Here is a 24031-nt window from a genome sequence, read left to right on the forward strand (position 1 = left end):
GGTGCCGGTGGGTGGAGACCCTCGGACATTCGCCACTAGAGATGCCGCTGACCAGGCATGGGTTCTCGCTGGGGACCCACAGATCCACCATTCGAACGTGTTGTGAAAGCGGCCGATGCGCGCTTGGCCAGGCAGCAGCGGGAAATTGGCCCCGACACCTGACCACGGCGTGAGAAAGAATTGACTCCGACCGGAGATTGTTTTCGGCACCGCCGCCCCGAAGCGACAAAAGTGCAGGTCAGAGCCTTGTGAGCGATTGGTTACGGGTCAACCAGTCAAACCTTGGCCAAATGATTGCGCAATTGAACAAGTATTCATGAAGTTCTCAGACCCGTCTCACCGTCCCGTCACGATGCCGCCATACCCTCGAAAGGCCCCCTCTACACCTCGGGGCGCCCACCGGAGGTCATCCCAACCGGGCCCGATGTCCGTCTACTTGAGAATGTTGACCGCACGGGCCACCACCAGCACCACCGTCAGCAGCGAGACCGCCGACTGGAGCAGCATCAGCAGCTTCGCCCAGCGGGTCAGCGGCATCACGTCGGTCGGACTGAAGGCGGTGGCGTTGGTGAAGGACAGGTACAGGTAGTCGGCGAACTGCGGCTCCCAGTGCTCCGGGGCCATCTCCGGCGTCGCCATCTGCGGGAAGAGGAAGTCGGGGTAGCGGCGCACGGCGTGGACCCGGGCGACCGGGCCGCCGCGGTCCCACTCCCAGTACCAGAGCGCGAAGACGATGACGTTGGTGGCCCAGATGGCGCCACCGGTCGCCAGCAGCTCCCCGGCGTCCTGACCCTCCGTGCCGCGCACCAGGCCGATCACCAGATGGACCGCGGACCACCCGTTGGCCGCGCTGATCATCGCGATCAGCACCAGCCCCGCCCACCGGTAGAGCCGGGAGACCCGCTCGATGCGGTACGGGTCGGCCGCCACCAGCACCAGCAGCAGCGCGGTCTCCAGCCCCGGCAGCAGCCACTCCGGATGGATCGCCAGCCGCTCCGGCAGCCGCCACTGGAGCGCCACCGCCACCAGCATCGCGAGCGTCGAGGGCCAGCGGGGCTCACCGCGGGTGACCCGCCGCCAGGCCGGCCGCAGCCGCCGTCCGGCCTCCTCCACCCCCGCGACGGCAGGCGCCAGCAGCGCCTCGATGCGGTCCAGCCGCTCGGCTTCGGTACCGGCTTCGCCCGCCTTGCCGGGCTCGGGGTTCTCGGACATGCGCCTCATGCTCACCCGAGGTCGCAGCGGTGTCCAGCAGCCCGTCCCGGACGCCGGGACGGATCCGCCGCGGGGTTAAGAGTCGGTCAAGAACTTGCGTCCTTGTGCAAGTACCCCGTGGGCAGGGTCTAGACTCCTAGAGGTTTGACGAAGCGAGCACCTCGTTCGGTGAGGCGTCGTCACGGACACAGGCCACTGATCCCACCCGTCGAGAGACGCTCCGGATCAGGACAGGTCTCCCCGGCCCAAGGGGTGACCCCAAGTGGCTGCCCGCACACGGGGCTACGCCGTGACGTGCCAAAGCTCTGACGAGTAGGGGTGAGCCGGTCGACGGCGACTGGTCCGCTCCTTGCCGGATCGACGACGGCGCGCCCGACGCGCCCCGGCCGGAAGGAGGCGAGAGACATGGAATGCAGTAGTCCGGGCCATCATCGGCCCCCCTTCCGTCTGCCCTCGCTCACTTCCGGCACGCGGTAGTCATCTCCCCTGCGCGGCCTCCCCGCCGCCCCACGCCCCCGTACGGCCCACCGCCGTCACGGGTCGCCGTGCTGCGCGCCCGCGCAGGGGAGATGACTGCCCCGCGCCCCCAACACCTCCCCCGCTCGGGGGACTTGGGAGGTTGCCATGACCGACACCACGATCCGTTCCACGGCCGGGGCCACGACCACGGCCCCGGCCCCGCACGCCACCGCGGTGCTCGACGACGCGCACACCGGTGACATCCGCGGCGCGCTCGGCACCATCAAGCACGACGACACCGCCCCGCGCCGGGGCCTGTCCGCCAAGCTCAAGACCCTGCTGGCCATCGTCGGCCCCGGCCTGATCGTGATGGTCGGCGACAACGACGCCGGCGCCTTCACCACCTACGGCCAGGCCGGCCAGAACTACGGCACCCACCTGCTGTGGACCCTGCTCCTGCTCGTCCCGGTCCTCTACGTCAACCAGGAGATGGTGCTGCGGCTGGGCGCCGTCACCGGCGTGGGGCACGCCCGGCTCATCCTGGAGCGGTTCGGGAAGTTCTGGGGCGCGTTCTCAGTCATCGACCTGTTCCTGCTCAACGCGCTGACGCTGGTGACGGAGTTCATCGGCATCACCCTCGCCGCCGGCTACCTGGGACTGCCCAAGGTCGGCGCGGTGCTGCTGGCCGCCGCCGTGATCATCGCCTCCGCCTTCACCGGGTCGTTCCGCCGGTTCGAGCGGATCGCCATCGCGCTGTGCGCGGCGTCGCTGCTGCTCGTCCCGCTCTACTTCATGGTCCACCCGTCCACCGGCCGGATGGCCCACGACTTCGTCGTCCCGCACCTCCCCGGCGGGCCGGGCCAGTTGTCGGCCGTGATGCTGCTGATCATCGGCATCGTCGGCACCACCGTCGCCCCCTGGCAGCTGTTCTTCCAGCAGTCCTACGTCATCGACAAGCGCATCACCCCGCGCTACATGGGCTACGAGAAGGCCGACCTGTGGATCGGCATCGCCATCGTGGTGCTCGGCGCCGCCGCCCTGATGGGCTGCGCCGCCGCCGCTTTCGCCGGCACCTCGGGCGCCGGCGCCTTCACCGACACCGCCGGCATCGCGCACGGCCTGGCCGCCCACGCCGGCAAGCTCGCCGGGGTGCTGTTCGCCATCGCCCTGCTGGACGCCTCGATCATCGGCGCGTTCGCGGTGTCCCTGTCCACCGCCTACGCCATCGGCGACGTCTTCGGCATCCGGCACTCCCTGCACCGCGGCGTCGGCGGCGCCAAGGGGTTCTACGGCGTCTACGCGGGCCTGGTCGCCGCGGCCGCCGCGATCGTGCTGATTCCCGGCTCGCCGCTGGGGCTGCTCACCGAGGGCGTGCAGACCCTGGCCGGGGTGCTGCTGCCCTCCGCCTCGGTCTTCCTGCTGCTCCTGTGCAACGACCGGGCGGTGCTCGGCCCCTGGGTCAACGGCCGCCGGACCAACGCCTTCACGGCCGCCGTCGTCGGCGTCCTGGTCACCCTGTCGGTGATCCTCACCGCCGCCGTCCTCTTCCCGGACCTCGGCCCGGGCACCATCCTCGGCATCATGGCCGGCTGCGGCGGGGCCGGCGTCCTGGCGCTCGGGTACGCGGAGGTGCGGCGGCGCCGCAAGGGCTGGGCGCGCGGCGGCCGGCCGGTGGACCGCACCGGCCGGGACGACTGGCGGATGCCGCCCCTGGAGACGCTGACCCGCCCGGTCCTCTCCACCGGGCACAAGGTCGGCCTGGCCGCCCTGCGGACGTACCTGCTGCTCGCGATGGCCCTGGTCGTCGTCAAGATCGTCCAGGTCGCCCTCGGCCACTGAGGACCCCGACCCGCCACGGGCCCGACATCGGCCCACTGCCGGCCCGCCGCCGGCCCCGTCCCCTCGTTCCCCGTCCCCGAGGAGGTGCTCCGTGCACACCCTGACCATCGTCGACTTCCTGGTCCGGCTCGCCACCGGTGTGGCCTGCGGAGCACTCATCGGGGTCGAGCGCCAGTGGCGCGCCCGGATGGCGGGGCTGCGCACCAACGCCCTGGTCGCCGCCGGCGCCACCCTCTTCGTCCTCTACAGCACCGCCGTCGGGGACTCCGGCAGCCCCACCCGGGTCGCCTCCTACGTCGTCTCCGGCATCGGCTTCCTCGGCGGCGGGGTGATCCTGCGCGACGGCGCCGGGGTACGCGGGCTGAACACCGCGGCCACCCTGTGGTGCTCGGCCGCGGTCGGCGTCCTGGCCGCCTCCGGGCGCCTCGAATTCGCCGTCCTCGGCACCCTCGCCGTGCTCGCGGTGCACCTCGTGCTGCGCCCCGCCGGGCGGCTGCTGGACCGGGCCCCGGCGTCCGGTTCCGACCCCGACGCGGCCGTGCACGCCACCGTCCACGTGGTCTGCGAGCGCCGGGCGGAGACGCACATCCGCGCCCTGCTCCTCCAGGCGCTCACCGCCTCCGATCTGACCCCCTTCAGCCTCCGGGCCCGCCGTGACACCGAGGACACCACCGGCATCCGCGCCTCGGTCACCGTCTCCGGCGACCTCGCCCAGGCCCTGGAGCAGGTCATCGCCCGACTCTCCCTGGAGCCGGACGTCCGGGACCTGCACTGGCACCTCGACGAGTCCGAAGTCGCCCCGGAACAGCGGGCACTGGCCTGACACGACGACGCGCACCGGCCCGCCCGGTAGCCGTCGCCGGCACGACGTGTACCTCACGCGGTGCGGATGCCTCGTTCCGAACGCCGCGTGCGGACCGGCGCGGAAGGGGCGGCGACCGCCTCGGCCCCTTCACCGTCCGCCGGTTCCGCCCTGCCGGGCAGCCGCCCACCCGCCGCGTCGGACCGTTCAGCCGAGGTTGGTGACGGGGAGCAGGCCGCGCTCGGCGAAGACCTTCTTGGCGACGAGCGTGGCGTTGATCGACCGCGGCATGCCGCAGTACACGGCCGAGTGCAGCAGCGCCTCGGTGATCTCGGTGGTGGTCAGGCCGACGTTGAGCGCGGCGTTGAGGTGAACCTCCAGCTCGATCTCGCAGCCGCCGAGCGCGGTGAGCACCCCCAGGGTCACCAACTGTCGTTCGCGCGGCGCCAGTTCGGGACGTGCATACATGTCGCCGAAGGCCCATGCCACCACCTGGTGACCCAACTCCGGCGAGGTGTCGGCGAGGGAGTCGACGATCCGCGCTCCCGCCTCGCCGTCCACCTGCTCCAGCACCTTCATGCCGTACGCGTAGCGGTCTTCGCGGTTCATGGTTCTCCTCGGGGTCGGATGCGCGCTCCGGTCCGGCCGGTGCGTCGCCTCCACTCTGGCCCAAGAACTCCTCCATATCTGCCTCTGAGGCATCACCCTCTATACTTGCCATGCCTGGGAGGTATGGATGGAGCTAAGGCTGCTCGGTTATGTGGTCGCGATCGCGGAAGAGGGCAGCATCAGCGGCGCGGCCCGCCGACTGCATCTGACGCAGCCCACACTCAGTCGCCAACTCCGCGAAATGGAACGGCAATTGGGCACTGTGCTGTTCGTCAGGGAGGGGCGCGGACTGACCCCGACGCCGGCCGGACAGGTACTCGTCCACCGCGCGACCACCGTGCTCGCCGAGGCGGAGGCCGCCTTGCAGGACGTACGACTGGCCGCCCAGGGCATCACCGGGCGACTGGTCGTGACCTTCGCCGGGTCGGGCATCAACGGGCCGCTGGGCGCCGCACTTGGCCGCGTGCGGCGCGAACTCCCCCGCGTCCACCTCCAGTTGGAGGAGAGCTTCAACGACGCCGAGATGTCCACCGGCGTTCTGGAGGGCCGATTCGACCTCGCCGTCCAGCGCCTCCCGATGCGCGACGCCCGGCTGTCCACCCAGGTCTGGTGGCGCGAGCCGCTGACGCTGTTCCTGCCCGCCGGCCACCCGCTGGCCTACCCCTCCGAGCCCGCCCCGCTCGCGGCACTGGGCCAGATCCCGCTGGTCATCTGGCCCCGGGACGTCTCGCCCCGGTCCTACGACGAGATCGTCGCGCTGTGCCACGGCGCCGGGATCGTGCCGCAGATCAGCGCCGAGGGCCGCAGCGTGCAGACCCTCCTGGCCCTGGTCGCGGCCAAGTTCGGCGCAGCGGTGCTCGCCGACTCGCACCGTGCGCTGCGCCGCATCGGCGTCACCCCCCGGCCACTGGCCGGCACCTCGACCACGCTCCACCTGGTCTGGCGCTCCGACGACACCAACCCACTCGTCGAACGCCTCCGCACCGTCCTCACCCATGTCACCGACGCCACCACCCCCGCGGACAGCCCCAACGCCATGGGCCCCACAAGCACCACTGACGCCACGGACACCACTGACGCCGCGGGCAGCACCGCCCTCACCGACGGCAGCGGAGCGGCGCGGCCGGCATCCTCAACCCCCGCACGACCGACACGACAGAGGGGAGTTCGACGGCAAGGCCGGTGACACGACCCCGGTCGTGTCCGCACAGTCCCGCCTGGCGTTCGGCACTCCCCCAGCTCACGCTGGGAGGTGCCCCCGGGCACGCGCTCTCGCCGCGCCGGGGGCACCGAGCCGTCAGAGCGGGTTGAGGCGGGCCTTGAGCAGGCAGAACTCATTGCCCTCGGGGTCGGCAAGGACGTGCCACTGCTCGTCGCCGGTCTGGCCGATGTCCGCCGGGCGCGCCCCGAGCTTCAGGAGGCGTTCGAGCTCGGCGTCCTGATCGCGGTCGGTGGCGTTGACATCGATGTGCAGCCGGGACTTGCCCTGCTCCGGCTCGTCACTACGGCTGAGGATGATGGTCGGCTGCGCGCCGCCGAACCCCTCACGCGGCCCGATCTCCAGGGTGCCGTCCTCTTCACGATCGAGCACGACGAAGTCCAGGACCTCGCACCAGAACCGCGCCAGCACCTCGGGATCGCGGCAATCGAGCACGAGTTCACTGATCCGAGATGCCATGGCCGAAACCTACTCTCAGCGCGGGAACTGCCGGGACGGCCGTGCACGGAGCCCTTGGGCTCCCCGCCGCGGCACGTGGTCGAGACCGTACCGGGCGAGGCCGGCAGGCGGGAAGGGGTTCTGGGGGCTCGCGCCTCGCCCGGCCGGGCGAGGGCTGCAGGCGGGGCAGTGGGGCAGCTGGTTGCGCACGCGCCCAGGTCGCGTCGCGCCTGGGGGTACCTCCCGGCGTGAGCTGGGGGAGCGCCGAACGTCAGGCGGGGATTCGCGGACCCGCCTAGGGCGCCGCCGAGCCGTGTTCGACGATGACGAGCGTGCCCCGACTGCCGGGGCGCACGGCATGCTCCACCCCCGCCTCGACGAGGTACATCTCCCCCGCGTGCACCTCGACCTCGCCGCCGTGGACCGTCAACCGCAGCACCCCGTCCATCACCAGCAGCGCTTCCGCCGTGTCATGGGATTCCGGCACCACAGGGCGCCCGTCCATCCGCAGCACCTTCACCCCCGCGCCCCCGACCCGGCCGAGCAGCAACGAGCTCCAGGCATCGGGCAGTTGCGCGGCCTTGTCCTGCAGGGCGACGACGTTCATGGCATACCTCCTGGCGGGCCGCCGCACCGGAGGGCCGCATCAGCCGCCGGAGACGCCCGCAATCGTGAGCAAGGGATGCAGTGACGCTATGACACGACGGCGCTCCGCCGGTCGACCGTAAGGCAAAACCTCACACCGCCGGGCCGACACCCCCGGCACCCCCGGCGTCCCCGACACCACCAGCCCCGCCGGCCTCCTCGACCCCCTCCGCCACCAGCAGCGACAACAGTCCGGGGAAGCGGTCCTCGATGTCGGCCCGGCGGAGGGTGGCCATCCGACTGTTGCCCCGATCGACCTGACGGATCAGCCCCGCCTCGCGCAGCGTGCGGAAGTGATGCGTGACGGTCGCCTTGCCGACGGGAAGAGCAAAGGAACTGCACGTCCGCGCCTCGCCGTCGGGCCCGCCCGCCAGCTCCCGCACGACCCGCCGCCGCAGCGGATCGGCCAGCGCGGACAGCACCTTTCCCAGCTCGATCTCCGTCAGCTCGGGGTGCCCCTCGCGATCGGGCATCACCACCACCTCCAAGGTATGACTTGCATCGTACCTTGCGTCACCGTTACCGTCCGAGAGGTACGACGAATGCCGTACCTATGGATGGGAGATCAGTCATGGACCAGCCGTTCACCCTCGTCGGCACCGCCCGCCCCAAGCCCGAGCGCGCAACGGAACTGCGGGAGCTCCTGCTGTCGTTCGTCGAGCCGACGCGGCAGGAGCCGGGCTGCCTGGAGTACCACTTCCACGAGGACCGCGACGAGCCGGACGTCTTCGTCTTCTACGAAGCGTGGCGGAGCAAGGAGGACCTGGACGCCCACCTGGCCCTGCCGCACCTCCAGGACTTCTGGGAGCGCCGCATGGACTACCTGGAACGGGACCTGGAGATCCGGTATCTCACCATGCACAGCCCGTACGGGACACGGGACCGTCGCGGGTGACCCGGCACCGCCCCGCATGACCCGGAAACGGACGACGGACGACGGACGGGGACAGCGGAGCCTCTCCTCCAGGGAGGGAGGTAACACCCGCACCCACAAAGACACTGACATTTCGTCAAGAAGTCCGCCAGATGGGCACAATCCGATGGCTCTAGGGAATCACCTAGCAGCGGATCCTTTGTAATCACTGCAGCGACCCTTCGGTTTCGGGTCTGCACAGATCGATTCTCAAAGTTTTCCGTCTTCCGTTTTCTTTTCCCGTTGCGGTGGCCGTCTGCCCAGGCGGCGGCACGCCGCGTCGCAGGGGGTGTTCACCGACGTGACCAGGCCGTCCTCATGCCCGCCGCTCGGATTCGGGGTGCTCGGCTGCGCGGATATCGCCTGGCGCCGAACGGCCCCGGCTCTCGCGGCCGATCCCGGCGTCCGGTTGACCGCTTTCGCCAGTCGTTCGCCGGAGAAGGGCCGGCGGTTCGCCGAGCGGTTCGGCGATGCCGCGGTGACCGACTACGACGCACTGCTGCGGCGTCCCGACGTGGACGCCGTCTACATCCCGCTGCCCGCCATGCTCCAGGCGGGGTGGATCGAGCGGGCGCTCACCGCGGGCAAGCACGTCTTCGCCGAGAAGCCGCTGTCGACCCGGGCCGCCGACACCGCGCGGCTGTTCGCGCTGGCCGAGGAGCGGGGGGTGGTGCTCAAGGAGAACGCCATGTTCCTGCACCACTCCCAGCACACCGCGGTGGACCGGCTCCTCGCGGACGGGGCCATCGGCCAACTGCGCGGATTCAGCGCCGCGTTCACCATCCCCCCGCTGCCGGAGAGCAACATCCGCAACCACGCCGACCTCGGCGCCGGGGCGCTGCTGGACGTGGCGGTCTACACCGTGCGCGCGGCCCTGCGGTTCCTCGGGCCGCGCCTGGAGGTGGTGGGCGCGACGCTCCGGGAGGCGGACGGGGTGGTCCGGTCGGGCAGCGCGCTGCTGGTCACCCCCGAGGGCGTGCCGGCCCAGCTGACCTTCGGCATGGAGCACGCGTACCGGACCGAGTACGCCCTCACCGGGTCCACCGGCCGGCTGCGCCTGGACCGGGCCTTCACCCCGCCGCCCGGCCACCAGCCCGTCGTCGACGTGGCCCGGCAGGACCACCGGGAGCAGATCAGCCTGCCGCCGGACGACCAGTTCGCGAGGATCGTGGCGGCGTTCGTCCGCGAGGTCCGCGGCGAGGCGCCCGCCGAACGGGCCGCTTCGGCGGCGGAGTCGCAGCGGGTGGCCGAGACGATCGACGCCCTCGCGGCCCGCGCGGTCCGCACGAAGGCCCCGGGGGACGTGTCATGAGCCGCACTCCGCGCGCCACGGTCACCGAGCTGTCGATACCCGGCGCCTACCGCATCGAGCCGCACCACATACCGGACCGCAGAGGCCACTTCTACGAGGCGTTCCGCGCCGAGGCGCTCGGCGCGGCGCTGGGCCGCCCGTTCCCGATCCGCCAGGTCAACTACTCGGTCTCCCGGCGCGGCACGCTGCGCGGCATCCACACCACGTCCGTGCCGCCCGGCCAGGAGAAGCTCGTCACCTGTGTCCGGGGCAGCGCCCTGGACGTGGCCGTCGACCTGCGGGTGGGCTCGCCGACCTTCGGGCGCTACGAGATCACCCGGCAGGACGAGGGCTCCGGCATCGGGGTCCTGATGGCCGACGGCATCGGCCACGCCTTCCTCGCGCTCAGCGACGACGTGTGCATGAACTACCTCTGCTCGGCCGAGTACGTGCCCGGCACCATGATCGATGTGCAGGCCCTGGATCCCGAGATCGGCATCCCGTGGGATCTGGCCGGGGAGCCGGTGATGTCCGACAAGGACCGGGCCGCCCCCACCGCGCGGGAGGCCGCCGCCGCCGGGCTGCTGCCCAGTTATGCCGACTGCCTGGCGCAGTACGGCGCGCTCGCCGCGGGTGGCCGGGCATGACGCCGGTCCGGCGGGGACCCGCCGCCGCTCCGGAGGCCCGTATGCGTGTCCTGCTGATCACCAGTCCGTCGGCCACCCACTTCCTGCCGATGGTGCCGCTCGCCTGGGCGCTGCGGGCCGCCGGCCACGACGTACTGGTGGCGGGCCAGCCCGACGTCCTGGACGCGGTGGCCGGAGCCGGCCTGAACGCCGTGCCGACCGGGCGGCGCGCGGGCATCGACGACGCGATGCGCGAGCTGCTGTTCCGGCCCGGACTGCGGCCCTTCGAATGCGTCGGCCGCTGGACCCCGGAGATGCTGGCCGCCTTCCCGCCCGTGTGGCAGCGGCACAGCGCGGACGTGCTGCCGCGCTATCTGGACCTGGCCCGGGCGCATCGCCCCGACCTGATCGTCTGCGACGTGATGGAGTTCAACGCCCCGGTGGTCGGCGCCCACGTGGGCGTCCCGGTGGTGCGGCACCGGTACGGCGTCGATCCGCTGCTGGGCGGCGTCGGCCCGGCCGCGCGGGCCGCCCTGCGGTCGCTGCACGAGGAACTGGGACTGGCGGAACTGCCGGAACCCACCGCGGTGATCGACCCCTGCCCGGCGGACCTGCAGCTCCCGGGCGTCGCCCCGGGCCTGCCCATGCGGTACGTGCCCTACAACGGCAACGGGGGGCTGCCGGACTGGTTGCGGGCCGAGCGGCGGGCCGGGGCGCCACCGCGCCGCGTACTGGTCTCGCTCGGTTCGCACACCCTGGCTCTCAACGGCGTCCCGCTGCTGCGCGGCATCCTGGCGGCGGCCGGCGACGGGTCGTCGGGCGTCGAGGTCCTGGCGACCGTGCCGGAGGCGTACCGCGCGGAGCTCGGCCCGGTACCGGACACGGTGCGGCTGATCGACCCGCTGCCGCTGCACCTGATCGCCGGCGACTGTGCGGTGGTGGTGCACCACGGCGGGGCCGGCACCGGCATGACCGTGGCCGGTCTCGGCGTACCGCAGCTGGTGCTCCCGCAGTTCGCCGACACCTTCGCGTTCGCCGAGCGGCTGGCGGCCGTCGGCGCCGGGATGGCCGTCGACACCGTTGAGCAGCAGAACGACCCGCAGTTCCTGCGCAAGGCGCTTCAGGCGCTGCTCGGGGAGCCGTCCTACGGGCACGCGGCCGAGCGGCTGCGGCACACCATGGAGGCCATGCCGCCACCGGCCGCCCTGGTCCCGCAGCTGGCGCGGATCGCGGCGGGAGCGGGCACATGAGCCTCACCCGACGCGCGGACGCCGATGCCGCACGGCGCCTGGCCCGGTCCGCCGAGCACCTCGCCGGCACCCGGACCCCGACCGGCGAGGTCGCGGAGTGGATCGCGCAGCGGCGGGCCGCCGAGCGCCACCACGTCGCACCGATCCCGTTCGACGCCCTGGACGGCTGGTCCTTCGACCCCGACAGCGGCGATCTCGGCCACCGCACCGGCCGGTTCTTCACCGTGCAGGGCGTGCGGGTCACCGGCGGTCCGGAGCCGTTCCCGGCGTGGGACCAGCCGGTCATCCGACAGCCGGAGGTCGGCATCCTCGGTCTCCTGGTGAAGGAGTTCGGCGGGGTTCCGCACGTGCTCATGCAGGCCAAGATGGAGCCCGGCAACCCCGGCCTGGTCCAGCTCTCCCCCACCGTGCAGGCGACCCGCAGCAACTTCACCGGCGCACACCGGGGCGCGCCGGTCCGGTACGTGGAGTACTTCGCGCGGCCCGCGCCCGGCTCGGTCCTCGTCGACGTGCTGCAGTCCGAGCACGGCGCGTGGTTCCTCCACAAGGCCAACCGCAACATGATCGTGGAGACCCGCGACGACGTCCCCGAGCACGAGGACTTCCGCTGGCTCACCCTCGGCCAGATCGGCGAGCTGCTGGGGCACGACAACCTCGTCAACATGGACGCGCGCTCGGTGCTGTCCTGCGTGCCCCCGACCGACGACGGCGCGGAAGCGCTGCACTCCGACACCGCGGTGCGTTCGTGGCTCACGGCACAGCGCGCCGCCCACCTGCTGCGGGTCGATCGGATCCCGCTCGCCGAGGTCCGCGGCTGGACCCGCACCGACACCGCGGTCAGCCATGACGAGGGGCGGTTCTTCCGGGTGGTGGCGGTGGCCGTGCGGGCCGGGAACCGCGAGGTGGGCAGCTGGACACAGCCGCTGTTCGCGCCGGTGGGCGAGGGCGTGACGGCCTTCGTGACCCGGCGGATCGGCGGGGTGCGGCACCTGCTGGCGCGGGCCAAGGTCGAGGGCGGTCTGCTCCAGTCGGTCGAGATCGGCCCCACGGTGCAGTGCACGCCCGGCAACTACGCCGGACTGGCGGACGGGCGACCGCCGTTCCTGGATCTCGTGCGCGGCGCCCCGCCGGCGCGCATCCGCTACGCGGCGGTGCACTCCGAGGAGGGCGGCCGGTTCCTGCGGGCCGAGAGCCGCTACCTGCTCGTCGAGGCGACCGCCGAGGAGGCCCCCGACGAGGCCCCGCCGGGCTTCCTGTGGACCACGCCGGGCCAGCTGGCCGACCTGACCCGGCACGGCAACTACGTCAACGTCCAGGCCCGCACCCTGCTCGCCTGCATGCGCTACGCACCATGGAAGTGAACTCACCGTGAAGGCACTCGTCCTGGCCGGCGGCACCGGCAGCCGGCTACGGCCGCTGACCCACACCTCCGCCAAGCAACTCGTCCCCATCGCCAACAAGCCCGTGCTCTTCTACGGCATCGAGTCGCTGGTCGCCGCGGGCATCACCGACATCGGCATCGTCACCGGCGGCACCGCGGCCGAGATCGAGGCGGCCGTCGGCGACGGCTCCCGCTTCGGTGCCCGGGTGACCTACCTCCCGCAGGGCGAACCGCTCGGGCTGGCGCACGCGGTGCTGATCGCCCGCGACTGGCTGGGCGAGGACGACTTCGTGATGTACCTCGGGGACAACATCATCGTCGACGGCGTCGACGAACTCGTCGCGGACTTCCACGCGCCCCGCCCCGACGCCCGCGTGCTGCTCGCCAAGGTCGCCGATCCGTGCGCGTTCGGGGTCGCCGAGCTGGACCCGGAGGGCCGTGTGGTGCGGCTGGAGGAGAAGCCGCGCGCGCCGCGCAGCGATCTGGCGCTGGTCGGCGTGTACCTCTTCACCCCGGTCGTGCACCGGGCGATCCGGGCCATCAACCCGTCGGCCCGCGGCGAGTTGGAGATCACCGACGCCCTCCAGTGGCTCGTCGCCCACGACTACGTCGTGCGCCCCACCGTGATCACGGGATACTGGAAGGACACCGGGAACGCCGCCGACATGCTGGAGGCCAACCGCTGTGTGCTGGAGAGCGTCGCGCCCGCCCGGCTCGGCAGCGTCGACGCCGCGAGCGAGCTGGTCGGCCGGGTCCGGGTGGAACCCGGCGCCAAGATCGTCCGGTCGCGGATCGTCGGACCGGTGGTGATCGGCGGGGACAGCGTCATCACCGACTCCCACATCGGCGCGTCCACCGCCGTCGGGCGGGACTGCGTGATCACCGGCAGCGAGGTGGAGTTCTCCATCGTCCTCGACGGCTCGCGCATCGACCACGCCGGCCGCCTCGAAGGCTCGCTGATCGGGCGGGGCGTGGAGGTCAGCGGCGCGCGCCGGGCACCCCGCGCGCACCGCCTCGTGCTCGCCGACCACAGCAAGGTGCAGCTCACCTCCTGACCACCCGACCCCGGGGAGAACCCGCCTCATGCACATCCTCGTCACCGGTGGCGCCGGCTTCATCGGCTCCCACCTCGTCCGCACGTTGCTGGGTCCCACGGGGCTCCGGGAGACCGACCGCGTCACCGTGCTGGACGCCCTCACCTACGCCGGCAACCGCGCCAACCTCGCCCCCGTGAGCGACGACCCGCGGCTGCACTTCGTCCACGGCGACATCCGCGACCACGACCTCGTCGACCGGCTGCTGCCCGGCCACGACGCGGTGGTGCACTGCGCAGCGGAGTCGCACGTCGACCGCTCGATAGCCTCCGGCGCCGCGTTCACCTCCACCAACGTGGTGGGTACCCAGGTGCTGCTGGAGGCGGCCGTCCGCCACGGCACGGGAACGTTCCTTCATGTCTCCACGGACGAGGTCTACGGCTCGATCGCCGAGGGCTCGTGGACGGAGGACTCCCCGCTGGCCCCCACCTCCCCCTACAGCGCCTCCAAGGCCGCGTCCGACCTGCTCGCCCTCGCCTACCACCGCACCCACGGCCTGGACGTCCGGATCACCCGCTGCACCAACAACTACGGCCCGTACCAGCACCCCGAGAAGGTGATCCCGCTCTTCACCACCCGGCTCCTCCGGGGCGGCCGGGTGCCGCTCTACGGCGACGGCCGGAACTCCCGGGACTGGCTGCACGTCGACGACCACTGCCACGCCCTCCGCCTCGCGCTGCGCCACGGGCGGCCGGGCGAGGTCTACAACATCGGCGGCGGCACCGAGCTGACCAACCGGGAACTGACCGACCGGCTCCTCAAGGAGTGCGACGCCACCTGGGACAGCGTCGACCACGTCGCCGACCGCAAGGGCCATGACCTGCGCTACTCCCTCGACCACGGCAAGGCGACCGCCGAGCTCGGCTACCGCCCCCGCCACACCTTCGACGAGGGCCTGGCGGAAACCGTGGAGTGGTACCGCACGCACCGGGAGTGGTGGGACGCCTAGGGTCTCCGACGGGTCATGGCCGAGTCCGCGCCCTGACCCATCGGACAGACCCTCGCCCGCGAGGCCCAGGGCACCGCACCGCCGCACCGCCGCACCGCCGCACGAAAATCCCGCAGGCCGGCGATACTCAGCCAACAAAACCGAACAATCGTTTCCTCGACGACCGTCCCGTCAATTGATCATTCCGAAATGCGGCCGTCGTTCCGCCGCAACACAATGATCATTCGCCCGGTGCGTTCCGGGTTCCTGACATTGCGTCAATCGGCGCCGCCCGCAGCCGCCCCGCGTCACCTCGGCGCGTCCGCGTCATCCCAGGACGCGATCTGCCCCCTGACCTACGGGAACGCAGGTCAGGGGGCAGATCGCGAACGTACCTCCACCTGATTCGGGCGATCCCCCGCGTCGCCCGAATCAAGCAGCCTGGCCGGAAATACCGCCACCACGGACGGACTTCCGGAACCTGCGCTGAGTATATTGGCTCTGAGCCAGTCAACGCAGGAGTTACAGCATGTCCCCCCGCAGCGCATCGGTCAACGAAGAATTGCGGCGGCGCTCCCGCGAGCGACTGCTGCAGGCGACGGTCGAACTGGTGGGCGAGCGCGGTTACGAGGCGACGACGCTCGGCGACATCGCCCAGCGGGCGGGCGCGGCCCGCGGACTGATCTCCTACTACTTCCCTGGCAAGCACCAGCTCCTCCAGTCGGCCGTGCACCGGCTGATGCACCGCACGCTCCAGGCAGCGCTGGAGCGCGAACCGCGGCCGACCGGGCCGGACGCCGGGCGGGAGCTGCTGGCCCGGGCCGTCGACGCGATCCTGGGGCTGGCGCACGACGAGCCGCTGCTGATGCGCACGCACATGGCCGGCATCCTGACGGCCCCTGGCTTCATCCAGTGCCCGGAGCAACAGCGGCTGGCCCAGTTGCTGCGCGAGACGGTGGTGGCCTACGGGTCGGCCGATCCCGATACCGACTATCCGATGCTGCGGGCGTTGCTGATGGGATCCGTGGTGCCGATGCTGCTGCCGGGGGCACAGATGCCCCGGGTCCGGCTGCGCGCCGAACTGTTCCAACGGTACGAACTGGACTGGGAGTTGGGCGTGCCACCGGGCGAACGCCCACCCGAGGGGACGACGACACGCGGCCGCCCCGGCGGGTGGCGCGGCACGACCTAGCGCTTGTTGTGGCGTGGCGTCAGCAGGCCGGCGTCGCGGGCGCCGGCGATCAGCCGTAGGGCTCGTCGGCGGTTGCGGCCGGTGGCGTTCATGACGGCCAGGATCGGGTCCCGGCCTTCCTGTTGGGCGGCGCGGTAGGCGGCCGCCGCGATCTTGCGGCGCTCTCCGGCCCGCGAGCGGACGAGGACCGCGGCGCGGGACTCGGCGGGCGACGGGGCGGCGTCGGCCTCCCGGCCCGGGTCGGGGCTCGGTGCGCGCGCCGGGCCGGCGGCCGGTTCCGGACCGTCGTCCGCGGCGATCGGCACCGGATCCGGCGCGCCGTCGGCCGGCGCCGCGCCCGCCGCGCCACTGCCGGCCGCCGGCCCGGCGCCCGCACCGCGCAGCACTCCCTCGCCGTGGACGACGTCGTCCGCCGGCGCGGCGACCTCCGAGCGGGCCGACCGGGGGCGGGCCAGGCCCTCGCCCTCTTCCGCTGCGGCGGCTGCCGGTCCGGGCTCCGGGTCCCGGGGTGCGCCGGGGCCGGGCGCGGTCTTCGGGGGGCGTCCGGTGGCCGCCCGGCAGGCGTCGTCGAGGGGGCCCTCGATCCAGCGGGCGAGCATGGCGAGATCGTCCAGTGTCAGCGGCGGATCGGCGCGGACGTCCTCGACGGTGAGGCGGTCACCGGTGACCGTCACCAGGACGTCGATCCGGGCGCCGTGGGGGAAGGTCAGCCGGGCACTGAACCAGGGGCCCAGTTCGGACGCGGCCGAGCCATGCGCCTGAAGCTCCCAGTCCGGCCACTCCAATGCCCCGCCTCGCGCTTTATATCGGGGGTTATCGGTATAAAACTCACTTTCCGACACAAACAAAACCTAGCCTCCAGCTCACCCGGCCAACGGGCGCGGCACGCTCATCGGACCGGGAGCAACCCCGATAGCGCAGCTCTCCCGCCGCGGGCCGGCCGGTGCGATCCTGGGGGTACTCCGCGGAAGGGGCCACCCGTGCTTCGTGTCGCAGTGATCGGTTCCGGACCGAGCGGTGTCTACACCGCTCAGACGCTCGTCGAGCAGGAGGACGTCCCAGACGTCGAGGTCCACGTCCTGGACCGACTCCCCTGCCCGTACGGCCTGGTGCGCTACGGCGTGGCACCCGACCACGAGAAGATCAAGTCGCTGCAGAGCAACCTGCGGGCGGTGCTGGAGCACCCCCGGGTGCACTTCCTGGGGAACGTCGAGGTGGGGGAAGCCGGCGTGAGCCTCGCGCAGCTCCAGGAGATCTTCCACGCGGTGGTGTTCTGCGTGGGCGCCGCCACCGACCGGCATCTGAACATCCCCGGGGAGGACCTGCCCGGCAGCTATCCGGCCACCGACTTCGTCGCCTGGTACAGCGCGCATCCGGACGCGGCGGTCGACGGCTTCACGCTGACGGCCGGCTCGGCGGTGGTGATCGGGGTGGGGAACGTCGCGGTGGACGTGGCCCGGATGCTGTCCCGGGATGCCGCGGAACTGGCCTCGACCGATATGCCGCAGGGCGCGCTGGGAGCGATGGCCGACAGTCGGGTCGAGGACGTGTGGATGGTGGGCCGGCGCGGCCCCTCGCAGGCCAAGTTCACCACCAAGGAGCTGCGGGAGTTGGGCGCGCTGCCCGGCACGCGGGTGCTCGTCCGGCCCGAGGAACTGGCGCTGGACCCGGCGTACCGCGATCCGAGCACACTCCCGGCCCCGATGCGGCGGAACGTCGAGGTACTGCGCGACTGGGCCGAGCGGCCGGTGGCCATGGCGGCGGGAGTGGGGCGCGAGCGCCGGATCCATCTGCGGTTCTTCCTGCGCCCGGTGGAGCTCCTCGGGGACCCGGTCACCGGGGTCCGGGCGGTGCGGTTCGAGCGGACCGTGCCCGACGGACGCGGCGGGGTCACGGGGACGGGTGAATACGAGGAGATCGCCGGGCAGTTGGTGCTGCGCTCGGTCGGCTACCGCGGCCTGCCGCAGCCGGGGCTGCCGTTCGACGAGGCGAGCGGGACGGTGCCGCACGCGAACGGGCGGGTCCTGAAGGACGGGCAGCCGTATCCGGGCGTCTATGTGGCGGGGTGGATCAAGCGCGGCCCCACCGGGGTGATCGGCACCAACCGGCCGTGCGCCAAGGAGACCGCGAGGTCCCTGCTGGCCGACGCGGCCGGGCTGGCCGGGCGGCCGGTGGCGGCGGAACCGGTGGCGGCGCTGGAGCGGATCGGGGCGCGGCCGGTGCCCTGGCGCGGCTGGCTGGCCATCGAGGCGGCGGAGGCCGAACGGGGACGCAGCCTGGGGCGCGGCACGGTCAAGTTGGCCGACTGGGACGGGCTGTTGCGGGCGGCGCGGTCGGTGCTGGTGGGGCGCTGAGCCGGGGCGGTCGGCGGGCCGTTCAGAGTGCGCCGAGGCGGCGTTCCTGGAGGCGGGCCGCCTGCAGGACGCCGTCGATCAGGCCGGGGAACAGCTCGTCGAGGTCGGTCCGGCGCAGGCCGTTCATCTTGGCGGTGCCGCGGTAGAACTGCTGGATCACGCCATGCTCGCGCAGCACCCGGAAGTGGTGCGTACAGGTCGACTTGCTGACCGGCAGTTCGATGTCCGCGCAGTTCAGCTCGCCCTCGGCGGCGGCCAGGGCGCAGACGATCCGCAGCCGCATGGGGTCGGCGAGGGCGTGCAGCACCTGGGCGAGCCGGATGTCCTCACGGTCCGGGTGCGGGAGCGACCGGGCGCCCGAGGCGGCCCCGGCGGCGGGCGTTTCGGTCGGCATGACGGCTCCTGACCTGCGGATCTGTTGAGCTGCGGCGCGCCCGCACCCGGCATTCTCCGGTGGTCGCGGCGGCCCTTGAAGACCCCATTGTACGAGACCCATCGTAGTTTGACACTTGCCATAATACGATGCTCGTCGTAGAAGCGGCGAGACCGCCCCACCCGCCCGTTCGTCCGCACGATGCGCCGGCACCGAACCGCGGAAGCTCCGCAGCATGTCGGAGGCGTGACCTTTGTCGAGGACGCCTCCCAGCTGCGGAGCGGAGGTCGAGCGGGAGCCGGAGGTACGGCGCCGGTGACCGTGATCAGCGCGAGGATCCTCCCGCGCCGCCCGCCAACGTGGCAGCGCTCTTTGCCGAGTTGCCGCGGGGGGCGAGCACCTGGTCGACCAAGCCGTACTCTTTCGCCTCGTCGGCGGTCATGATGTGGTCCCGCTCGATGTCCTCACGGACCTTCTTGGCGTCCAAGTTGCAGTGCTTGCCGAGGACTTCTTCGATCCAGTTCCTGGCTCGATCCAGTTCGTCCGCATGGATTTCCAGATCGGAGATCTGGCCCTGGCGTACGGGGCTGACCGGCTGGCACAGGAGAACGCGGGAGTGCGGAAGCGCCATTCGCTTGCCCGCGGTACCGGCCGCGAGAATGACCGCCGCGACGGAGTTCGCCTGGCCGAGGCAGACCGTCTGGATATCCGGCCTCACGAATTGCATGGTGTCGTAGATGGCGGTGAGGGCATTGAACGATCCACCGGGCGAGTTGATGTAGATGGAGATGTCACGATCCGGGTCCAGGAACTCCAGGCAGAGGAGCTGCGCCATGGCGTCATTGGCCGCCGTCTCGTCGATCTCGGTACCCAGGAAAACGATCCGCTCTTCGAAGAGCTTGCCGTACGGGTTGTACTCCCGGGTCCCGTTCGTCGTCCTCTCCGAGAAGTTCGGGAGAATATAGCGGCTCGTCAGGATTCCCTGCGCACTGCCGCGCAAAGAGTCTGGTGTCATGACGGTCTCGTTTCCTCTTCTCGGGTGCTGCCGACGCCCCACCGATGACGGGGGGCTCGCTTCGCTGGACCGTTGTCGGACACCCGGTGCGTGCCGGTCGGCGCACCAGTTGTCCGGCAACGCGCTCAGGCGGTGCCGCCGCCGCCAGGAGCGTCCCCGGTAGAGGTCATGACCTTGTCGATGAGTCCGTACTGCCGGGCCTCTTCCGCGGTGAACCACCGGTCGCGGTCCGAGTCCTTGGTGATCGTCTCGACGCTGTTGCCGGAGTTCGCCGCGATGAGCTCGGCCATCTCCCGCTTGGTCTTGAGCAGTTGGTCCGCGTAGATCCGCATGTCGGAGGCGGTGCCGGCGAGCCCCGCGGAGGGCTGGTGCATGAGGATCTTCGTGTGCGGCAGCGCGAAACGCTTCCCCTTGGCGCCCGCGGTGAGCAGGAACTGCCCCATGGAAGCGCAGAAGCCCATGGCGATGGTGACCACATCGTTCTTGATGTAGTTCATCGTGTCGTAGACGGCCATGCCCGCCGTGATCGAACCGCCGGGAGAATTGATGTAAAGGTAGATGTCGTTCTCGGATTCCGCCGCAAGCATCAGCAACTGCGCGGTGATCTTGTTTGCGATCTCGTCGTCGACTTCCTGCCCGAGGAAAATGATGCGGTCATTCAGCAGCCTGCTGAAGACCTGATCACCGAGACCGCCGCCGGGGGCTGGCGATGCCAGTCGAGGGCTCGTCGAGTTAATTTCTAATGCCTGACGGATAGCCACGAGATCCTCCTTTGAATTCGGCAGCGGACCACTCGGCGGACCACCCAACAGGCCACACCGTGTCCGCCCACGCCTACCTGACACACCGTAACAACAATCGTCCAACTGGGCTGACTCAGCGCCTAGTTGTTCACTGACAGCGCATTCGCGTTTGCTTCCGCGGGCCATCACATCCGGCCGTTCCATCGAGTCGCGGTGGTTGATCAGAAACGCAAATGGGTTCTCGCCCGCGATGGCCCGGACGGCGGGACCGCCGAAGTCGCCGCGGACGATGTGCGGCCAATGCCGCAACCACTGCTGCGTGACGATCACGGGTTTCGCGCCGGGCGTGACGGTGTGCCGATCCGCTGATGCGCCGATGCGCCCATGTGCCTTCGGACGTCGACGGGTTGACGGACGCCGCCCGGCCCGGTGGGGCGCGTCTCAGACCCCGGCGGCCGCCCCCGCACGCGGCCTGATCACGGCCGGAAGTGCGCGGATGCCGTTGAGCGCCAGCGAGGGAAAGGGCTCCACCTCCTTTGCCGGGACGGCCAGTTCGGTATCGAAGCGGTTGAAGAAGGCCGGCAGTGCGATGTGCGCCTCCAAGCGGGCCAGCGGGGCGCCCACGCAGAAGTGCGGTCCATGGCCGAAGGACAGATGGCGGGTGTCGCGAGCGGCGACGAACGACGCGGCCAGCGGGCCGTGGTGCGCCGGATCCCGTCCGAGCGCCGCGTAGGACATCATCACCGGCTCGCCCGCGCGGATCAGTGCGCCCCCGATCTCGATGTCCTGCGTCGGGTAGCGGAACGGACTTTGGCCGACCGGGGAGTCCCACGCCAGCACCGACTCGGTCACCGCCTCCCAGGAGACCTCACCGGCGCGCACCAGCTCCAGCTGGTCGGGGTGGGTGAGCAGGGCGAGCAGGGAGTTGGTGAAGAAGTTGATGGTCGTCTGGTGTCCGGCGGCCAGGACCAGGATGAGGGTGTCGACGAGTTCGTCGAGGGTGATGGTGCCGTTGGTCCGGTGTTCGACCAGCAGGGAGGTGAGGTCGTCGCCGGGCTCGGCGACCTTGCTCTCGGCCAGTTCGGCCATGAAGCGGTACAGGCCCTCCTCGGTGGCGGCGACCTCCTCCGGCCGGGAGGTGGTGTCGAAGACCGCGTTGCACAGGGCGTGCAGCAGCGCCTGCTGCTCGTCCGGCACTCCGAACAGCTCGCAGATCACCCCCATCGGCAGCGGGACGGCGAAGGCGGCCTTGAGGTCGGCCACCTCACCGGCGGGGGTGACGGCGAGCTGTTCCAGCAGGTCGTCGACGATCCGCTGGATCCCCGGCCGCAGGGCCTCCACCCTGCGCGGGGTGAAGGCCCGGGAGACGAGTCCGCGCAGCCGCCGGTACTCGGCGCCGTCGGCGGTTCCCATGTTCTGACCTCTGATGATCTTCATCAGGGGCCAGCCCTCGGAGACCTCGCCGCGCTGCAGGGCCCCCAGTTCCTGCTGTTCATCAAGAACCGTGGATCCTCAAGTATGTGCTGGGCGACGGCGTGGTGGCTCACCGCCCAGGCGGCCACGCCGACCACGTCGACGGGTACGACGGGGCCGGCGGCGAGCAGCCGTTCGGCCTCCGCGTGGACGTCGTTCGCGTACGGGTCGAGGGAGAACAGCGGGTGGGCCAGATCCATGGCGTGCTCCTGGGAGGGGTGCGGGCGGTCCGGCGGGCTGGGGTGTCCGCCCCGCGGCGGGCACGTGGGTACCCGCCGCGGGGCGGCCGCCGACGGTCAGGGGGCGTGGTCATCCCGGCGGGGGCCAGGTGAGGACCGCTTCGTTCTGGCTGGTGAACTTGGACGGGGGCGCGAACCGGAAGTAGAGGTCGCGCATCCGGGAGGCGAACGGGCCCTCCAACTGCTCGGTCTCGCTGAGCGCACGGGCCTCGGCGACCAGGGCCTCGGTCCGCGGCCGGCGCCGGTCCTCGTAGCCGCGCAGGGCCGAGGGCAGTTCCGTGGCCTCCTTGAGGTGCTCGGCGAGGACGACGGCGTCCTCGATGGCGAGCGCAGCGCCCTGGCCGAGGCTCACCAGCATCGGGTGCGCCGCGTCCCCGAGCAGGGTCATGCGTCCGGTGCCCCACCGCTGCAGGAACGGGCGGTCCTGGGCGGTGATGCCCTCGGGGGTGACCCGGATCGCCTCCTGTACCTCGTCGGCCCAGCCGGCGAAGAGGCCGGCGACCTGCTCCTTGCCGAGTCGCCGGCTCCCGGAAGCCCCGGCGGGGATGTTCTTCGTCCCCCACCAGTACGCGCGGCCGTGACCGATGTCGGCGAGGCCGAAGCGCTGGCCCCGCCCCCAGTAGTGCGCGGCGTAGCCCTTGGTCACCCGCGGATGGCCGAAGGGCACCGTCGCCAGCCAGCACATGTAGTTGCCGGGCCGCGGGTCGTCGGCGACCGCCACCTGCCGGCGGATCGTGGAGTTGAAGCCGTCCGCGCCGATCAGGACGTCGCCGGCGGCCTTCCGCCCGTCCTCGAAGGTCACCTCGACCCCGTCGTCGCCGGTGACGAACTCCGTGGCCGCGGCGTTCAGTTCGATGGCCTGATCGCCGCCGATCGCGTCCAGCAGCGTCTGCTGGAGATCGGCCCTGTGGACGGCGTAGTTCGACGCGCCCAGGCGGTTCGCGAGTTCACGGAACGGCATCGCCCTGATCGGCCGGCCGCGCCGGGTGAGGAACTTCAGCTCGTCGAAGACCTCACCGCGCTTGTCCAGGCCAGGGGCGATGTCGATGTCCAGGGTGCGCAACGCCAGGATCGCGTTGGACATCAAGGAGACCGCCGTGGTCCCTGGGCGCAACTCGGCGGCCCGTTCGAAGATCTGGACCTCGACGCCGACCCGGCGCAGCGTGGCCGCGGCCGCCAGCCCACCGATCCCGGCTCCGACGATGAGGGCCTTGCGCGGGGAGCGCCGTGTCATTTCCCGCTCCTCTCGATCGCTTCGGCGACTCTGCGGGCGACGACGTTCACGTGCGGTCCCTCCAGGAGGACCAGGTGGTCACCGGGCACGTCCACCACCTCGACATGGCCGGTGGTCAGGGCTCCCCAACCATGGGTGGGGTCCTCGTGCAGGCTCTGTGCGGCTCGGTGCATCGGCCGGAGGATCTCCGGCAGTTCCGCGGTGGCGCGGAGCAGTGCGAGGTCCTCGTCGCCCGATCCGGGCTGGTAGGAGAGGATCGCCCGCCAGTGCGCCTGGAACATCCTGAACAGGCGCCGCACGGTGGTGCGTGAACTGCCCGTCGGCAGAACGCCCGCCCGCGTGGCGTGTTCGACGATGAAGCCGAACTTCTCCTCTTCTTCCAGCCCGTCCGGCAGCGAGATCACCGGCGCGGCCCCGCCCTCCGTCCACAGCAGCTCCCAGAAGAACCACTCCAGCAGCGAGTGGTCGGCGACATCGGGCCGCTCCCCCTGCTTGACGAAGATCGGATCGATCAGCACGGTGCCCTGGAGGGCATCCGGATCGCCATCCGCAGCCGGCCCTGCCGCTGCCCTCTTTGGGAGACGGGGTACGCCGCGTTCAGTATCCGGCGGGCGCGCGGGCGGCGTTCGCCCCCATAGGCGCCAGACATGGCGGTGGCGTCGGCCTCGGCACGAGGTGCGGGGCCGGCGCGACGGCATCCGG

General features: G+C 71.4%; 26 protein-coding genes and 1 riboswitch. Of the genes, 13 read left to right on the top strand and 13 right to left on the bottom strand.

What is annotated here, in order from left to right; all coding sequences use genetic code 11:
* Positions 1-432: 432 nt before the first annotated feature.
* Positions 433-1212, bottom strand: coding sequence for a DUF1345 domain-containing protein (locus tag JNO44_RS38715; protein ID WP_205368664.1), 780 nt, complete (start codon positions 1210-1212; stop codon positions 433-435).
* Between the two features lie 153 nt (positions 1213-1365).
* A riboswitch (M-box (ykoK) riboswitch) is annotated at positions 1366-1537 on the top strand.
* A gap of 299 nt (positions 1538-1836) precedes the next feature.
* Between JNO44_RS38715 and JNO44_RS38720 the strand changes: the two genes are divergently transcribed.
* Together JNO44_RS38720 and JNO44_RS38725 are read left to right on the top strand one after the other, a co-directional pair.
* Entirely contained in the window at positions 1837-3510 is a 1674-nt protein-coding gene (locus JNO44_RS38720; protein ID WP_205368665.1) for an NRAMP family divalent metal transporter, read from the top strand.
* Positions 3511-3601: 91 nt separating this feature from the next.
* The gene (locus JNO44_RS38725) at positions 3602-4333 is read left to right on the top strand and encodes an MgtC/SapB family protein (RefSeq protein WP_205368666.1); all 732 of its coding nucleotides are present in this window, start codon (positions 3602-3604) and stop codon (positions 4331-4333) included.
* 186 nt (positions 4334-4519) lie between these two features.
* Here JNO44_RS38725 and JNO44_RS38730 read toward each other — a convergent pair whose 3' ends face one another.
* Entirely contained in the window at positions 4520-4921 is a 402-nt protein-coding gene (locus JNO44_RS38730; protein ID WP_052286558.1) for a carboxymuconolactone decarboxylase family protein, read from the bottom strand.
* Between the two features lie 127 nt (positions 4922-5048).
* On the opposite strand from JNO44_RS38730, the gene JNO44_RS38735 reads away from it, so the two are divergent.
* A complete protein-coding gene (locus JNO44_RS38735; RefSeq protein ID WP_205368667.1) occupies positions 5049-6107 on the top strand; it encodes a LysR family transcriptional regulator in 1059 nt (352 codons plus the stop codon).
* A 111-nt stretch (positions 6108-6218) separates the two neighbouring features.
* Here the strand turns inward: JNO44_RS38735 and JNO44_RS38740 are convergent, their stop codons facing one another.
* The 3 genes from JNO44_RS38740 to JNO44_RS38750 form a co-directional block, all read right to left on the bottom strand.
* Positions 6219-6599: a VOC family protein gene (locus tag JNO44_RS38740; RefSeq protein ID WP_205368668.1), complete on the bottom strand. Its 381-nt coding sequence runs from the start codon at positions 6597-6599 to the stop codon at positions 6219-6221.
* Positions 6600-6873: 274 nt separating this feature from the next.
* The gene (locus JNO44_RS38745) at positions 6874-7185 is read right to left on the bottom strand and encodes a cupin domain-containing protein (RefSeq protein ID WP_205368669.1); all 312 of its coding nucleotides are present in this window, start codon (positions 7183-7185) and stop codon (positions 6874-6876) included.
* A 130-nt stretch (positions 7186-7315) separates the two neighbouring features.
* Positions 7316-7696: an ArsR/SmtB family transcription factor gene (locus tag JNO44_RS38750; protein ID WP_205368670.1), complete on the bottom strand. Its 381-nt coding sequence runs from the start codon at positions 7694-7696 to the stop codon at positions 7316-7318.
* Positions 7697-7794: 98 nt separating this feature from the next.
* Here JNO44_RS38750 and JNO44_RS38755 point away from each other — a divergent pair, with 98 nt between their 5' ends.
* From JNO44_RS38755 to JNO44_RS38790, 8 genes are all read left to right on the top strand, one after another.
* A complete protein-coding gene (locus JNO44_RS38755; protein WP_205368671.1) occupies positions 7795-8118 on the top strand; it encodes a putative quinol monooxygenase in 324 nt (107 codons plus the stop codon).
* A gap of 319 nt (positions 8119-8437) precedes the next feature.
* Positions 8438-9448 (top strand): Gfo/Idh/MocA family protein, encoded by a 1011-nt coding sequence (locus JNO44_RS38760; RefSeq protein ID WP_205368672.1) that lies wholly within the window; start codon positions 8438-8440, stop codon positions 9446-9448.
* Positions 9445-10074, top strand: a complete 630-nt coding sequence (locus JNO44_RS38765) for a dTDP-4-dehydrorhamnose 3,5-epimerase family protein (RefSeq protein WP_205368673.1) — start codon at positions 9445-9447, stop codon at positions 10072-10074. The genes JNO44_RS38760 and JNO44_RS38765 overlap by 4 nt, the downstream gene beginning before the upstream one ends.
* Before the next feature lie 41 nt (positions 10075-10115).
* Positions 10116-11303, top strand: a complete 1188-nt coding sequence (locus JNO44_RS38770) for a nucleotide disphospho-sugar-binding domain-containing protein (protein WP_205368674.1) — start codon at positions 10116-10118, stop codon at positions 11301-11303.
* Positions 11300-12664 carry an NDP-hexose 2,3-dehydratase family protein gene (locus JNO44_RS38775; protein ID WP_205368675.1) on the top strand — a complete coding sequence of 455 codons (1365 nt, stop codon included), beginning with the start codon at positions 11300-11302 and terminating at the stop codon, positions 12662-12664. The genes JNO44_RS38770 and JNO44_RS38775 overlap by 4 nt, the downstream gene beginning before the upstream one ends.
* Before the next feature lie 7 nt (positions 12665-12671).
* Complete coding sequence (locus JNO44_RS38780; RefSeq protein ID WP_205368676.1) at positions 12672-13739, top strand: glucose-1-phosphate thymidylyltransferase; 1068 nt, start codon at positions 12672-12674, stop codon at positions 13737-13739.
* A 28-nt stretch (positions 13740-13767) separates the two neighbouring features.
* Positions 13768-14727, top strand: coding sequence for a dTDP-glucose 4,6-dehydratase (rfbB, locus tag JNO44_RS38785; protein WP_205368677.1), 960 nt, complete (start codon positions 13768-13770; stop codon positions 14725-14727).
* Positions 14728-15235: 508 nt separating this feature from the next.
* Positions 15236-15898, top strand: coding sequence for a TetR/AcrR family transcriptional regulator (locus tag JNO44_RS38790; RefSeq protein ID WP_205368678.1), 663 nt, complete (start codon positions 15236-15238; stop codon positions 15896-15898).
* On the opposite strand, the gene JNO44_RS45390 is transcribed toward JNO44_RS38790, so the two are convergent.
* On the bottom strand, positions 15895-16683 hold the full coding sequence (locus JNO44_RS45390; RefSeq protein WP_420882721.1) for a DUF6214 family protein: 789 nt from the start codon (positions 16681-16683) through the stop codon (positions 15895-15897). The genes JNO44_RS38790 and JNO44_RS45390 overlap by 4 nt on opposite strands.
* A gap of 195 nt (positions 16684-16878) precedes the next feature.
* On the opposite strand from JNO44_RS45390, the gene JNO44_RS38800 reads away from it, so the two are divergent.
* A complete protein-coding gene (locus JNO44_RS38800; protein ID WP_240167861.1) occupies positions 16879-18252 on the top strand; it encodes an FAD-dependent oxidoreductase in 1374 nt (457 codons plus the stop codon).
* A gap of 22 nt (positions 18253-18274) precedes the next feature.
* Here the strand turns inward: JNO44_RS38800 and JNO44_RS38805 are convergent, their stop codons facing one another.
* The 3 genes from JNO44_RS38805 to JNO44_RS38815 form a co-directional block, all read right to left on the bottom strand.
* Positions 18275-18646 (bottom strand): ArsR/SmtB family transcription factor, encoded by a 372-nt coding sequence (locus tag JNO44_RS38805; protein WP_039630418.1) that lies wholly within the window; start codon positions 18644-18646, stop codon positions 18275-18277.
* 304 nt (positions 18647-18950) lie between these two features.
* On the bottom strand, positions 18951-19640 hold the full coding sequence (locus tag JNO44_RS38810; protein WP_205368680.1) for an ATP-dependent Clp protease proteolytic subunit: 690 nt from the start codon (positions 19638-19640) through the stop codon (positions 18951-18953).
* A gap of 125 nt (positions 19641-19765) precedes the next feature.
* Positions 19766-20377, bottom strand: a complete 612-nt coding sequence (locus JNO44_RS38815) for an ATP-dependent Clp protease proteolytic subunit (RefSeq protein ID WP_073448745.1) — start codon at positions 20375-20377, stop codon at positions 19766-19768.
* 150 nt (positions 20378-20527) lie between these two features.
* On the opposite strand from JNO44_RS38815, the gene JNO44_RS38820 reads away from it, so the two are divergent.
* The gene (locus JNO44_RS38820; protein ID WP_205368681.1) at positions 20528-20752 is read left to right on the top strand and encodes a hypothetical protein; all 225 of its coding nucleotides are present in this window, start codon (positions 20528-20530) and stop codon (positions 20750-20752) included.
* Between the two features lie 72 nt (positions 20753-20824).
* On the opposite strand, the gene JNO44_RS38825 is transcribed toward JNO44_RS38820, so the two are convergent.
* From JNO44_RS38825 to JNO44_RS38840, 4 genes are all read right to left on the bottom strand, one after another.
* Entirely contained in the window at positions 20825-21820 is a 996-nt protein-coding gene (locus tag JNO44_RS38825) for a cytochrome P450 family protein (RefSeq protein WP_205368682.1), read from the bottom strand.
* Positions 21820-22056, bottom strand: a complete 237-nt coding sequence (locus JNO44_RS38830; RefSeq protein ID WP_205368683.1) for a hypothetical protein — start codon at positions 22054-22056, stop codon at positions 21820-21822. Before JNO44_RS38830 ends, JNO44_RS38825 begins: the two co-directional genes overlap by 1 nt.
* A gap of 109 nt (positions 22057-22165) precedes the next feature.
* Positions 22166-23329, bottom strand: a complete 1164-nt coding sequence (locus JNO44_RS38835) for an FAD-dependent monooxygenase (RefSeq protein ID WP_205368684.1) — start codon at positions 23327-23329, stop codon at positions 22166-22168.
* On the bottom strand, positions 23326-23847 hold the full coding sequence (locus tag JNO44_RS38840; protein WP_205368685.1) for a thioesterase domain-containing protein: 522 nt from the start codon (positions 23845-23847) through the stop codon (positions 23326-23328). The genes JNO44_RS38835 and JNO44_RS38840 overlap by 4 nt, the downstream gene beginning before the upstream one ends.
* Between the last annotated feature and the right edge of the window lie 184 nt (positions 23848-24031).

Source organism: Streptomyces noursei (assembly GCF_016917755.1).
Lineage (GTDB): Bacteria > Actinomycetota > Actinomycetes > Streptomycetales > Streptomycetaceae > Streptomyces > Streptomyces yunnanensis.

Bases quoted from the DNA above. Each gene is read 5' to 3' on its own strand.
- JNO44_RS38715 (WP_205368664.1), bottom strand. From the start codon at position 1,212: ATGTCCGAGAACCCCGAGCCCGGCAAGGCGGGCGAAGCCGGTACCGAA.
- JNO44_RS38825 (WP_205368682.1), bottom strand. From the start codon at position 21,820: ATGAAGATCATCAGAGGTCAGAACATGGGAACCGCCGACGGCGCCGAG.
- JNO44_RS38835 (WP_205368684.1), bottom strand. From the start codon at position 23,329: ATGACACGGCGCTCCCCGCGCAAGGCCCTCATCGTCGGAGCCGGGATC.
- JNO44_RS38735 (WP_205368667.1), top strand. From the start codon at position 5,049: ATGGAGCTAAGGCTGCTCGGTTATGTGGTCGCGATCGCGGAAGAGGGC.
- JNO44_RS38755 (WP_205368671.1), top strand. From the start codon at position 7,795: ATGGACCAGCCGTTCACCCTCGTCGGCACCGCCCGCCCCAAGCCCGAG.
- JNO44_RS38805 (WP_039630418.1), bottom strand. From the start codon at position 18,646: ATGCCGACCGAAACGCCCGCCGCCGGGGCCGCCTCGGGCGCCCGGTCG.
- JNO44_RS38745 (WP_205368669.1), bottom strand. From the start codon at position 7,185: ATGAACGTCGTCGCCCTGCAGGACAAGGCCGCGCAACTGCCCGATGCC.
- JNO44_RS38770 (WP_205368674.1), top strand. From the start codon at position 10,116: ATGCGTGTCCTGCTGATCACCAGTCCGTCGGCCACCCACTTCCTGCCG.
- JNO44_RS38730 (WP_052286558.1), bottom strand. From the start codon at position 4,921: ATGAACCGCGAAGACCGCTACGCGTACGGCATGAAGGTGCTGGAGCAG.
- rfbB (WP_205368677.1), top strand. From the start codon at position 13,768: ATGCACATCCTCGTCACCGGTGGCGCCGGCTTCATCGGCTCCCACCTC.
- JNO44_RS38775 (WP_205368675.1), top strand. From the start codon at position 11,300: ATGAGCCTCACCCGACGCGCGGACGCCGATGCCGCACGGCGCCTGGCC.
- JNO44_RS38740 (WP_205368668.1), bottom strand. From the start codon at position 6,599: ATGGCATCTCGGATCAGTGAACTCGTGCTCGATTGCCGCGATCCCGAG.
- JNO44_RS38830 (WP_205368683.1), bottom strand. From the start codon at position 22,056: ATGGATCTGGCCCACCCGCTGTTCTCCCTCGACCCGTACGCGAACGAC.
- JNO44_RS38790 (WP_205368678.1), top strand. From the start codon at position 15,236: ATGTCCCCCCGCAGCGCATCGGTCAACGAAGAATTGCGGCGGCGCTCC.
- JNO44_RS38810 (WP_205368680.1), bottom strand. From the start codon at position 19,640: ATGACACCAGACTCTTTGCGCGGCAGTGCGCAGGGAATCCTGACGAGC.
- JNO44_RS38765 (WP_205368673.1), top strand. From the start codon at position 9,445: ATGAGCCGCACTCCGCGCGCCACGGTCACCGAGCTGTCGATACCCGGC.
- JNO44_RS38720 (WP_205368665.1), top strand. From the start codon at position 1,837: ATGACCGACACCACGATCCGTTCCACGGCCGGGGCCACGACCACGGCC.
- JNO44_RS38750 (WP_205368670.1), bottom strand. From the start codon at position 7,696: ATGCCCGATCGCGAGGGGCACCCCGAGCTGACGGAGATCGAGCTGGGA.